Origin of the sequence: Mycobacterium sp. (assembly GCF_035499775.1) — a bacterium.
Taxonomy (GTDB): Bacteria; Actinomycetota; Actinomycetes; order Mycobacteriales; family Mycobacteriaceae; genus Mycobacterium.
The window spans coordinates 1-12,237 of the sequence record NZ_DATJYB010000426.1; the positions used below are offsets into that span (position 1 = coordinate 1).

11 protein-coding genes and 1 pseudogene are annotated in these 12,237 nt (G+C 66.4%); 6 read left to right on the top strand and 6 right to left on the bottom strand.

The genetic code is table 11. The features are described 5' to 3' along the window. Positions 1-1,680, bottom strand: a 1,680-nt coding sequence (oxc, locus tag VML93_RS26390) for an oxalyl-CoA decarboxylase (protein ID WP_325615216.1), incomplete at its 3' end; no start/stop codon positions are given. Positions 1,681-2,021: 341 nt separating this feature from the next. Between oxc and VML93_RS26395 the strand changes: the two genes are divergently transcribed. After that, positions 2,022-3,587, top strand: a complete 1,566-nt coding sequence (locus tag VML93_RS26395; protein WP_325615225.1) for a FadD7 family fatty acid--CoA ligase — start codon at positions 2,022-2,024, stop codon at positions 3,585-3,587. Here VML93_RS26395 and VML93_RS26400 read toward each other — a convergent pair. The 5 genes and pseudogenes from VML93_RS26400 to VML93_RS26420 all read right to left on the bottom strand — a co-directional run bounded on the left by VML93_RS26400 (position 3,540) and on the right by VML93_RS26420 (position 7,791). Then, a complete protein-coding gene (locus tag VML93_RS26400) occupies positions 3,540-4,046 on the bottom strand; it encodes a DUF2231 domain-containing protein (protein ID WP_325615217.1) in 507 nt (168 codons plus the stop codon). The two genes, VML93_RS26395 and VML93_RS26400, sit on opposite strands and share 48 nt — an antisense overlap. Before the next feature lie 28 nt (positions 4,047-4,074). Further along, positions 4,075-6,222, bottom strand: a complete 2,148-nt coding sequence (locus tag VML93_RS26405) for an elongation factor G-like protein EF-G2 (protein ID WP_325615218.1) — start codon at positions 6,220-6,222, stop codon at positions 4,075-4,077. A gap of 570 nt (positions 6,223-6,792) precedes the next feature. Beyond that, a pseudogene (locus tag VML93_RS26410) lies at positions 6,793-7,095 on the bottom strand (toxin). After that, the gene (locus tag VML93_RS26415) at positions 7,092-7,304 is read right to left on the bottom strand and encodes a ribbon-helix-helix protein, CopG family (protein ID WP_325615219.1); all 213 of its coding nucleotides are present in this window, start codon (positions 7,302-7,304) and stop codon (positions 7,092-7,094) included. Before VML93_RS26415 ends, VML93_RS26410 begins: the two are co-directional and overlap by 4 nt. A gap of 79 nt (positions 7,305-7,383) precedes the next feature. Next, complete coding sequence (locus VML93_RS26420; RefSeq protein WP_325615220.1) at positions 7,384-7,791, bottom strand: TIGR03668 family PPOX class F420-dependent oxidoreductase; 408 nt, start codon at positions 7,789-7,791, stop codon at positions 7,384-7,386. A 143-nt stretch (positions 7,792-7,934) separates the two neighbouring features. Between VML93_RS26420 and VML93_RS26425 the strand changes: the two genes are divergently transcribed. From VML93_RS26425 to VML93_RS26445, 5 genes are all read left to right on the top strand, one after another. Further along, complete coding sequence (locus VML93_RS26425; RefSeq protein ID WP_325615221.1) at positions 7,935-8,264, top strand: DUF732 domain-containing protein; 330 nt, start codon at positions 7,935-7,937, stop codon at positions 8,262-8,264. Positions 8,265-8,383: 119 nt separating this feature from the next. Beyond that, entirely contained in the window at positions 8,384-8,839 is a 456-nt protein-coding gene (locus tag VML93_RS26430) for a nuclear transport factor 2 family protein (protein ID WP_325615222.1), read from the top strand. 123 nt (positions 8,840-8,962) lie between these two features. Continuing rightward, the gene (locus VML93_RS26435) at positions 8,963-10,039 is read left to right on the top strand and encodes a S1C family serine protease (RefSeq protein WP_325615223.1); all 1,077 of its coding nucleotides are present in this window, start codon (positions 8,963-8,965) and stop codon (positions 10,037-10,039) included. 106 nt (positions 10,040-10,145) lie between these two features. After that, positions 10,146-11,939, top strand: coding sequence for a maltose alpha-D-glucosyltransferase (gene treS / locus VML93_RS26440; protein WP_325615224.1), 1,794 nt, complete (start codon positions 10,146-10,148; stop codon positions 11,937-11,939). Beyond that, a partial coding sequence (locus tag VML93_RS26445; RefSeq protein ID WP_414686449.1) for a maltokinase N-terminal cap-like domain-containing protein occupies positions 11,936-12,237 on the top strand: 302 nt, incomplete at its 3' end. The genes treS and VML93_RS26445, both read left to right, overlap by 4 nt.

Here is a 12,237-nt window from a genome sequence, read left to right on the forward strand (position 1 = left end):
CGCCAGGTGACCGCTTTCCACGCCGGCGGCCGGGTCGAGTACGCAGTCGATGATCGACGGCCCGTTCGACGCGATTGCCGCAGCAAGTGCCGACCGCACTTCGGCAGGTGTGGTGACGTGATATCCCTTGCCGCCAAACGCCTCTGCGATCAGCTCGTGTCGCGCCTGCGCGTTCAGGACGGTCGGCGCCGGGTCGGTTCCAGAGACCGATTCGTCGCCGCGGTAGACGCCACCGTTGTTGAGGATGACGACCGTCACCGGCAGCCGGTAGCGGCAGATCGTCTCGATTTCCATGCCGCTGAAGCCAAATGCGCTGTCGCCCTCGATCGCGACAACCGGCTTGCCGGTCTCGACCGCGGCGGCGATGGCGTAGCCCATGCCGATGCCCATCACTCCCCAGGTCCCCGTGTCGAGACGGTGCCGCGGCACCTCCATGTCGATGACGTTGCGGGCGAGGTCGAGCGCATTGGCACCTTCGTTCACCAGATAGGCGTCCGGATTAGCTTGCAGCACTGAGCGAATAGCGCCGAGCGCGTTGTAGAACCGCATCGGGTGTGGATCCTCGGTCAGCCGCTGCCGCATCTTGGCGTCGTTGGTCGCCTTGCGCTCGGCGAGTTCGTCGATCCATTCCGGCGGAGCGCCGACGGGACGCGCGGCCACACCGTCGAGCAGCGCTGACATCACCGAACCGATGTCGCCGGCCAGCGGCGCAGCGATCGGGCGGTTGCTGTCGAATTCCGAAGGTGCGATATCGATTTGGATGAACTTGGTATCGGCAGCCCACTGCGGCGATTCGCCGTGGCCGAGCAGCCAGTTGAGCCTGGCGCCGACCAGCAAGACCGCGTCGGCCCGGGCTATCGCAAGCGAGCGCGCCGCGGCCGCGGACTGCGGGTGTGAGTCCGGCAGCAATCCCTTGGCCATCGACATCGGCAGAAACGGAATTCCGGTGGCTTCCACGAACTCCCGAATCACGCCGTCGGCCTGCGCATACGCCGCGCCCTTGCCCAGCACGATCAGCGGTCGCCGTGCCTGGGCGAGCACGTCCAGGGCGCGCTCGACCGCATCCGGTGCCGGCAGTTGGCGGGGAGCCGGATCGACGAGGCGCCAGATGGTGTCCGCAGCCGCGGCGGCATCCATCGCGTGGCCCAGCACCTCACCCGGGATGTCGAGGTAGACGCCGCCGGGCCGGCCGGAGATCGCGGTGCGAATGGCCCGTGCCACACCGATCCCGATGTCCTCGACGCGGCCGATCCGATAGGCCGCCTTGGCGAAAGGCCTTGCGGCGTTGAGTTGGTCGAGATCCTGGTAGTCACCGCGCTGCAGATCCACCAGCGGTCGCTGGCTGGATCCGGAGATCTGCACCATCGGGAAGCAGTTCGCGGTGGCGTTGGCAAGTGCGGGAAGTCCGTTGAGAAAGCCGGGCCCGGAGGTCGTCAGGCACACGCCTGGGCGGCGGGTGAGGAATCCGGCCGCGGCAGCGGCGTTTCCGGCCGAAGTCTCGTGCCGGAAACCGATGTAGCGGATGCCGGATGCCTGCGCAACACGGGCCAGGTCGGTGATCGGGATACCGACCACCCCGTAGATGGTCTGCACGTCGTTGGCCTTGAGGGCGTCCACGACGAGGTGGAAGCCGTCGGTCAACGCCGCCGCTCCGCCGGGGGCTGCTGAATTTGTGGTCATCGCACGACTCCTCATTGCTGGTGGTGTTCGCGTCTTCGCCATCACTTTTGTCCGGGTGCGTTCTCGTGTCCAAGACGAGGCCGCTATCCAGCGATCAACGCCGTCTATCAAGCAGGCATCGGTGCAGGTCGGAGCTACTGACGGCTGTTTAATAAGAGCCGGTTATCAATCGTGAGCGAATGGGTATTAGACCTGCGGACATGTCGCCCGGCATGGTGTTGATAACAGTGCTTTTCACATCGAGTAGTTAAGGAGCAGGGACGGTGACATCGCAGACATTGCACACGATCACCCGGAGCGACGTTCCGGCCATGCCATCCCAGGCGGAGGTGACCAACGGAATGCCCAGCCCGCGCATAGCCGACCTGATCGAGGTCGCGGCCACCCGGCTGCCGGAGGCTTCGGCGCTGGTCGTCACCCCCGATCGGATAGCGGTGAGCTACCGCGAGTTGGTCCGTCTGGTGGACAATCTGGCCGGCCAGCTCAAGCGGCATGGCCTGCTGCCGGGTGATCGGATCGCTCTGCGCGCCGGCAGCAACGCCGAATTCGTCGTCAGCCTGTTGGCGGCGTCGCGGGCGGACCTGATCGTCGTCCCGCTGGACCCGGCCCTGCCCGTCAGCGAGCAGCGCGTCCGGTCCGAGGCGGCGGGCGTGCGGGTGGTGCTGGTCGACGGTGACGTGCCGGGCGACCGGCGCGAACCGGAACTGCGGTGGTGGCGGGTCTCGGTGACACCCGACAACCCCCGGGACCCCGACAACCCCCGCGACGTCGGCCTGTCCGTTCACCTGGACGCGGCGACGGTGGCCAACGCGGTGACGTCGGCGCCCGCCGGGCTGCGGCACGACGACGCGATGATTATGTTCACCGGCGGGACGACGGGCGTGCCGAAGATGGTTCCGTGGACCCACGGCAACATCGCCAGCTCAGTCCGGGCCGTCATCGCCGGGTACCGGCTCGGCCCGCAGGACGCGACCGTTGCCGTGATGCCGCTGTACCACGGGCACGGGCTGATCGCCGCGCTGCTGTCGAGCCTGGCATCGGGCGGAACGGTGTTGCTGCCGGCTCGCGGGCGGTTCTCGGCGCACACGTTCTGGGATGACATCGCGGCAGTCGGAGCCACCTGGTACACGGCGGTGCCCACGATTCACCAGATCCTGTTGGAGCGGGCCAAGACTGACTCGTCGCCCAGGCGAGCATCGCTGCGCTTCATCCGCAGTTGCAGCGCGCCGCTCACTCCGGAGACGGCGCAGGCGCTCCAAGAGGAGTTTTCGGCGCCGGTGGTGTGTGCCTTCGGCATGACCGAGGCCACCCACCAGGTGAGCACGACCGGCACTGATCAAAGCGAAAGCCCCGCCGGGACAACCGGTCTGGTCGGCCGGTCGACCGGGCCGGAGGTCCGCATCGCTGGGCCCGACGGGCGGCCGCTGCCCACGGGTGCGGTCGGAGAGGTCTGGCTGCGCGGGCCCAGCGTGGTGCGCGGCTACCTCGGCGACCCGGCGATCACCGCCGCCAACTTCACCGAGGGCTGGCTGCGCACAGGTGATTTGGGATCACTGTCGATGGCCGGCGATCTGACCATCCGCGGCCGGATCAAGGAACTCATCAACCGCGGCGGTGAGAAGATCTCCCCCGAGCGCGTCGAGGGCGTGCTGGCCACTCACCCGAATGTGCTGGAAGTGGCCGTGTTCGGGGTGCCGGACAAGATGTACGGCGAGACGGTGGCCGCGGTGCTTGTTCCCCGGGTGTCGCCCGCACCGACGCCGGCGGAGCTCGCGGTGTTCTGCCGGGAGCGGCTGGCAGCCTTCGAGGTGCCCGCCAGCTTCCGCGAGGTCAAGGCACTGCCGCACACCGCGAAGGGCTCACTCGACCGCCGCGCCGTGGCCGAGCAGTTCGGCGGCGGGGCGTGAAGCCTGGTTTCCCCAAACGGCTCGTGCGCCGGATTCGCCGATGCGGTAGGTCTGCAACAGCACGGTGATCGCGGCCACGATCACCAGAACCGAAACCGTGGCGTGCAAACCGATTTTCACGGCGCGTCCGCGCGCCTGGCGAATGTGCACGGCGGTCAGCAGCGCCAAGGCGGCCACCAGCGCGGCCACCATGTAGATCAGCGTCGAACCCAGATTCGCGTGGGTGTCGAGCACGGGCGAGACGTGTCTGGCCTTCCCGATCAGCCACTCACCCGAGCTGGCGGTCAGCGGGGTCAGCACGAGGGTGGCCGCCGCCAACACCAGCACCAGCCAGATCAGCCGTCGCCGCGCGGCCGGCCACAGCGCGCAGACGATCGCCAGGATCGCGGTGAGCGGACCCAGCACGACGACGAAGTGGTTGAGCAGTATGTGGGCGGGAAGGCCGTTGATCGTCGACATGCTGCTGGGCTTCAGCGCCGCTCGATGCTCATGCCGTCGTCTTCACCTTGGCGGCCGCGGATTCCGGCATCGGCTCGTAGCGGGCGAACGCACGGGTGAACGAAGCGGCTCCGTGCGCCAGTGAGCGCAAATCGATTGCATACCTGGTCAATTCGACCTGAGGCACTTCGGCTTTGACCACCGTGCGTTCGTGACCGGCGGCCTCGGTGCCGAGCACGCGGCCGCGCCGACCGGACAGGTCGCCCATCACCGCGCCGACGTAGTCGTCGGGCACGAGCACCGAGATCTCGTCGATCGGCTCGAGCAGCATCACCTTCGTCGCCGAAGCCGCCTCACGCAAGGCCAGCGCACCCGCCGCTTGAAACGCGAAGTCCGACGAGTCCACGCTGTGGGCCTTCCCGTCGAACAAGGTGACGCGCAGGTCGACCACCGGGTAACCGGCGTGCACTCCCTTTTCCATCTGCGCACGGACACCCTTCTCCACGCTGGGGATGTAATTGCGCGGCACCGACCCGCCGACCACCTTGTCGACGAATTCGAACCCGGAGCCCTCCGGCAGCGGTTCCACCTCGATGTCGCACACCCCGTACTGACCGTGTCCGCCGGACTGCTTGATGTGGCGACCATGCCCTTTCGCCTTGCCGGCGAAGGTTTCTCGCAGCGGCACGCGCAGCTCCACCGTGTCCACGGTTACGCCGTAACGGTTGGCCAGCGCGTCGAGCACCACCCCGACGTGGGCCTCGCCCATGCACCACAGCACTATCTGGTGCGTCTCCTGATTCTGCTCGATCCGCAGTGTCGGATCTTCAGCGGCCAACCGGCCCAAGCCGACCGACAACTTGTCCTCGTCGGCCTTGGCGTGGGCCTGAATGGCGACCGGCAGCAGCGGCTCGGGCATGGTCCAGGGCCTCAGCACGAGCGGCTCGGCCTTGTCGGAGAGCGTGTCACCGGTTTCGGCCCGGCTCAGCTTGCCGATCGCACAGATGTCCCCGGCCACCACGGCCGGCGCGGGGCGCTGCTGCTTGCCGAGGGGGAAGGACAGGACCCCGATACGTTCGTCTTCGTCATGGTCGGGGTGGCTGGTGCCGGAGCCGTTGGATTCCCCGAAAAACGAGGCGAAATGGCCCGACACGTGCACCGTCGCGTCGGGTTTGATGGTCCCGGAGAACACCCGGACCAGGCTGACCCTGCCGACGTAGGGGTCTGACGTCGTCTTCACCACCTCGGCCAGCAGCGGCGCGCTGGCGTCACAGGCGAGCTCGGCATGCGGAGCGCCCGCCGGCGTAAATACCTCCGGCAGTGGGTGTTCCATCGGGGACGGAAATCCGCGGGTGGCGACCTCGAGCAGTTCCAGGGTGCCGATGCCGGTGCCGCTGCACACCGGGATCACCGGGAAGAACGAGCCGCGCGCGACGGCTCTCTCCAGATCCTCGATGAGCACCGACTCGTCGATCGACTCGCCGCCGAGATAGCGGTCCATCAGGGACTCGTCTTCGGACTCCTCGATGATTCCTTCGATCAGGGTGCCGCGCGCCTCCTCGATGCGATCCTCGTCCGCCGAGTCGGGGGGACCCAGGGTCCGCTTACCGTCCGAGTACGTGTACCTGGTCTGCGACAGCAATCCGATCAGACCGCTAGCGGTCGGCAGGTAGAGGGGTAAAACCTTGTCGCCGAACGCGTTTTGGGCCGCGTCCAGAGCTTCCGCGTAGTTCGCCCGGGCGTGGTCGAGCTTGGTGATCACCACTGCGCGGGGCATGCCGACCTGGCTGCACTCCTGCCACAGGGATTTGGTCGGCTCGTCGACGCCTTCGTTGGCCGCGATGACGAACAGAGCGCAATCGGCGGCCCGCAACCCGGCCCGCAGTTCGCCGACGAAATCGGCGTATCCGGGGGTGTCGACGAGGTTGATCTTGATGTCGTTGTGTGACAGCGAGGCGACCGCGAGGCCGACCGAGCGCTGTTGCCGGATCTCGGCGTCGTCGAAGTCGCAGACGGTGTTGCCCTCGGTGACCGAACCCGCCCGGTTCAAGACACCGGCCGCGACGAGCAAGGCTTCGACGAGGGTGGTTTTACCACCGCCCGACGGCCCCACCAGAACCACGTTGCGGACGGCGTTGGGTCCGTCCGCAGTGGGGGCGGCACCCGCCCCCTGGGAAGCACTCGCTCTGTCCGCCATGGCTGTCCTCCAGTTCTCCGGGTAGCTGCGCTCGCCCCGCGAGCGGGCAGTGAGGTGTGTCCCAGCCCACAGGAGGCAGTAAGCAACTTTTCCCCCAACAGCCGCCCAACACAAGGGTCCAGGGATGCGTATCGCCTGTAAGGCGTCTCGTCCTGGTAGCTGCGTATGTCATGCTTCTTCCCGCTGTCATCGCTACCTGGGGGAGGTCATTCATGTCCATTTGCCGATTCCTCGCCATCGCCGGCGCCTTCGCCGCGCTGGCCGGCTTTGCCGCCGTACCCTCCGCGAACGCGGCTCCGCAGCCGGGGGACCCGTGCTCCGCACCCGGCACCTCGGCAGGCGGCGCCTTGTGGTGCGACATGCAGGCCCAGCTGTGGATCAGCAGGGGACCTGCGACGGTCGGTCAACCGTGCAGCACGCTGGGCGATGTCAGGCTCGCGAGTGGCGAGAACCTCGCACATTGCGCACAGACCGGGTCGGGCCTGGTTTGGGTAGCAGGCTCGCGGTGACGCCCTCCGTGTTCGTGGTCACCTCAATCACCAGGCCGAGCCGCTTCTGACGCCTCCCGGATCAGGAGACGAGGGCGGTCACCATCGCCGTTACTTCCCGGATGGCCGCGGCACCAATGTTGCCGATCGGCTCATCCGGGGCCACCCGTGGCAGCTACTGAATGAGCTCGGGGAGCACGACGCCGTCCGGCTTCGCCGTTGCGACGATCATCGCCATTGTGGTGTCGGGAATTTGGCCTGGGATAAAGGGGCAAGTGATCACCCGCCCTGTGTCAGCGGCCAGATGGATGTCGTTGGATAGCACCGTGACATATAACTCGTGATCGCTGTCGCGCCGAGGTGCGATGTCGCCCGGGCGGATCACAGCCCGGCGGCGCGGTTCGCGTCGTAGACCCGCCGCGCGTAGGCACCGATGTCGAGCGCTGGGACGGTCTTTTCGGTGTAGTTCGTCAGGGTGATTCGCAGGTGTTCGTTGCGCAGCGCCTGCTCGATCATTTCCGATCGGTTCAGACCGGCCGCTTTCGCATCAGAGTCGGCCGCGGCCAGCACTCCCTGATCCACTGTCACCGACACCTAGTCCTTAGCACGTTCTTTATCCTACTTTTGGTAGGACTCCATAGCGTTCAGCCGACCGGGCAGCATTGCCGCGTGCTCAGGCGTGCCAGCTGGACCAGCGGCGCACGGCGACCGCGATGACCGGTCCGTTCAACGAAACCGATTGGTACTGAGGATATTTGGCGCGCAACAGCCGGTAGCCGGTGTGCATCGCCTGGTCGCCGGAATGGATCGTGGCGACACCGTCGGCCCGGACCCACCACAACTGCGTCCAGTCCTCGGCGTAGTGGTCGACGATCAGGCTGACCTGTGGATTGGCCTCGATGTTGGCCAGCCGGCGCAGTCGCTGCGTCGTCTTCGGCTTCGCGTCCACAGCGGTGTAGATGAGGTCTTGGTCGACCGCGAACACCACCGGAACCAGGTGCGGTACACCTTCGGATGTCACCGTGGCCAGTCGCGCCACCGGGGACTGGGCGAACCTGACCGCCGAGTCGAACTCGCTCACCGAAGCAGCTTAATAGCGTGTCCGCCGCAGCTACCCGGGTCGGTTATCAAGAAGTTGTTGAGGATCCGTATAGGGACCGGCTTGACCCTGTCTTGATCGGGCAAAAGCCCGATCCCCTCCCCCTCACACGCAAGGAACTTCACATGTTCACGCACCGCATCCTCGCAGCAGTCACCACCGCGCTCGGCGCCGCCGCCATCGCGCTTACCGTTGCTACCGCCGGCATCGCGTCTGCCAACGGCGTCGACGACACCTACGTGGCCCAGATGAAGGGCGTGGGCGTCAACTTCCCGCCTGACAAAGCAGGCCAAGCCGGCCACGCGATCTGCAACGCACTGTCGGCAGGGGCTACCGGAGCCCAGCTGACGAAGGCGATGGCCGGCCAGGGCTTTACCGAAAAGCAGAGTAAAGCCATGGTCCGTTTTGCGGCGCAGGACTACTGCCCGCAGTTCTCCAACCAAGCCCGCGCGTAGCACCACATCCACCGAGGTAGGGGAGCCCGGTACCGGGACCCCCTACTTCCGTGCGGAATGGCCCACCGGACTGCGCAACACCGGAGTACTCGGTGCCCCGCGGGCGCTAACTTAACTTCATGCAGGCCGAGACCCAGATCGCCAACCTCCTCTATCGGTACGCCGAATGCATCGACGCCGGCGACCTGCCCGGGGCCGCCGCGCTCTTCGAGCATGCCCGGATCAAGGTCGGCGGGCCCGATCCCAGCCATGACACCGTCGATGCCGCCCGCCTGCTGGGGATTTGGCAGTCGCTGATCATGCTCTATCCGGACGGGACGCCCCGAACCAAACATGTGGTGAGCAATCCCATCATCGAGGTCGACGAGGACGCCGGCACCGCCAACTGCCGCAGCTACTACACGGTGCTACAGCGGACCGACACGCTTCCGCTGCAGACCATCGTCACCGGCCGCTATCACGACCTATTCGAACGCGTCGACGGCCAGTGGCGGTTCTGCTACCGGGACCTCACGCTCATCGACATGGTCGGAGATGTCAGTCAGCATCTCACCCATCCCAGCGCGGTCAGCTGAGCCCGCCAGGTTGGCATCCCGCGATGTGGCTACCTGGACTACGGTGATCTGAACAAAGCCGGCTAGCCCAGACCCAAAGGCTGGGACAATTTTGGTTCTTCCCCCAATGCAGGAGGTTACGGGATGAGCAAAGCGCACCACCGCCCCCTCAGGTGGTCATGGCTGGTCAGCGTGCTGGCCGCGATCGGACTGGGGTTGGGCCTGGTCACGCCGCAGGTCCACGCTGGGCCTCCTGGGCCCCCAGGGTCATCGACACTGGTGCTCGGCCGGTTCGGCGAGCGGCCCGCGCTACCGCTCGACCCCGCGGCCACCGTCGGGCCGCAGGTAGTCAACATCAGCACCAGGTTCGGCTACAACAACGCCATCGGAGCCGGAACGGGCATCGTCATCGATCCCAATGGCGTCGTGCTGACCAATAACCACGTCATCTCGGGCGCCACCGACATCAACGCCTTCAGCATCGGCGACGGCCGGACCTACGGCGTCGACGTGGTCGGCTACGACCGCACCCAGGATGTCGCGGTGCTGCAGCTACGCGGCGCCGGCGGCCTGCCCGCCGCCGCAATCGGCGGCGGGGTCAGCGTCGGAGAGCATCTCACCGCGCTGGGCAACGCCGGCGGCGGGGGTGGAGCGCCCACCGCGGTGTCCGGCCGCGTGGTCGCGGTCAACCAGAGCGTCTCGGCGACCGACACCCTGACCGGCGCCACCGAGAACCTGCGCGGGTTGATCCAGGTCGATGCCGCGATCAAGCCCGGCGACTCGGGTGGCCCCCTGGTGAACCAGGGTGGGCAGGTCGTCGGCATGAACACCGCCGCTACCGAGAGTTACAAGATGTCGGGCGGGCAGGGCTTCGCCATTCCGATCGGCCAGGCGATGGGGGTGGCCGGCGCCATCCGGAGCGGCGCCGGCTCGAACACCGTGCACATCGGTCCGACGGCCTTCCTTGGCCTGGGCGTTGTGGACGGTGGTGGCGGCGCGCGGGTCGAACGTGTGGTCGGCAGCGGCCCCGCCGCGGCCGCCGGGATCTCCGTTGGCGACGTCATCATCCAGGTCGACGGTGTCCCCATCAATTCGGCCACCGCGATGACGGATGTGCTGGTCCCGCATCACCCGGGGGACACCATCCTGATGACCATTCGCACCAGGTCGGGCGACACCCGCACCGCGAACGTCACGTTGGTCGACGGCCCTCCGGCCTGACGTCGCGTATACTGCCCGCCGGGCCAATTCGTTTGTGGCCGCACGCAATTCCCTTCCGGGTGATTCCCGAAGCCGTGCCTCGGGTACACGTGGCATCGTGGAATTGATGAACGACGCAGACCGCGCTGTCGAGGTTGTCGAGCACCATTCCCATCACTCAGGGGAAGGCAGTCACGTCGAAGGCGGTGTGGTCGAGCACCCGGATGCCGAGGATTTCGAGAACGCCGCCGCCCTGCCGGCCGATCCGACCTGGTTCAAACACGCGGTGTTCTACGAGGTTCTGGTCCGGGCTTTCCGTGATGCCAACGCCGACGGGTCGGGTGACCTGCGTGGCCTGATCGGACGCCTGGACTACCTGCAGTGGTTGGGCATCGACTGCATCTGGCTGCCCCCGTTCTACGACTCACCGCTGCGTGACGGCGGCTACGACATCCGGGACTTCTACAAGGTGCTGCCCGAGTTCGGGACGGTGGATGATTTCGTCGCGCTGCTCGACGCGGCGCACGAGCGGGGGATCCGGGTCATCACGGACCTGGTGATGAACCACACTTCGGAGTCGCACCCGTGGTTTCAGGAGTCTCGTCACGACCCCGACGGACCCTACGGCGACTTCTATGTCTGGAGCGACACCAGCGAGAGATACACCGATGCCCGGATCATCTTCGTCGACACCGAAGAATCGAACTGGACCTTCGATCCGGTGCGTCGCCAGTTTTACTGGCATCGGTTCTTCTCGCACCAGCCCGACCTGAACTACGACAACCCGGCCGTGCAAGAAGCGATGATCGATGTTCTTCGGTTCTGGCTGGGCCTGGGTATCGACGGTTTTCGGCTGGACGCGGTGCCCTATCTCTTCGAGCGTGAGGACACCAACTGCGAGAACCTGCCCGAGACGCACGCATTCCTCAAGCGGGTCCGCAAGGTCGTCGACGACGAATTCCCCGGCCGGGTGCTGCTGGCCGAGGCCAATCAGTGGCCCGCCGACGTCGTCGAGTACTTCGGCGACGCCACCACCGGCGGCGACGAATGCCACATGGCGTTTCACTTCCCTCTGATGCCGCGCATCTTCATGGCGGTTCGCCGCGAGTCGCGTTTTCCGATCTCGGAGATCCTCGCGCAGACCCCGCAGATCCCGGACCTGGCACAGTGGGGCATTTTTCTGCGCAACCACGACGAGTTGACGTTGGAAATGGTCAGCGACGAAGAGCGCGACTACATGTATTCCGAGTACGCCAAGGATCCGCGGATGAAGGCGAACGTCGGAATCCGTCGTCGCCTGGCGCCGCTGCTGGACAACGACCGCAACCAGATCGAGTTGTTCACGGCGTTGCTGCTGTCGCTGCCCGGTTCACCGGTGCTCTACTACGGCGATGAGATCGGCATGGGCGACGTCATCTGGCTGGGTGATCGCGACGGGGTGCGAACCCCGATGCAGTGGACGCCGGACCGCAACGCCGGCTTCTCCACCGCCAACCCCGGCCGGCTGTATCTGCCACCCAGCCAGGATCCGGTCTACGGCTACCAGGCCGTCAACGTCGAGGCCCAGCGAGACACTTCCACATCGCTGCTCAACTTCACCCGCATGATGCTCGCGGTGCGCCGCCGGCACGAGGCGTTTTCCGTGGGGGCGTTCCAGGAACTGGGCGGATCCAACCCGTCGGTTTTGGCTTTCGTGCGTCAAGCACCGGGTGACAACGGTGACACGGTGCTCTGCGTCAACAACCTGTCCCGGTTTCCCCAGCCGATCGAACTGAACCTCCAGCATTGGAACGACTACACGCCGGTCGAACTGACCGGGCAGGTGAATTTCCCGCATATCGGCCACCTGCCCTATCTGCTCACGCTGCCGGGACACGGGTTCTACTGGTTCCAGCTGCGTGAGTCTGAGGAGCATCGATGATTTTGCCAGCCCAACTGGCGGCCAAGCTGCCATGGTCGGAGTGGCTTCCACAGCAACGCTGGTATGCCGGTCGGAGTCGTGAGCTCAGGACTGCCGAGCCGGCGGTGGTCGTCCCGCTGCGTGACAATCTTGACCTGGTTCTGGTCGACGTCGCCTACACCGACGGCTCGTCGGAGCGCTACCAGGTGATCGTGGGCTGGGATTCGGCGCCGATCTCCGAGTTCAGCACCGTGGCCACCATCGGAGCCGCCGACGATCGCACCGGTTTCGACGCGCTGTACGACGCCAGCGCACCGCA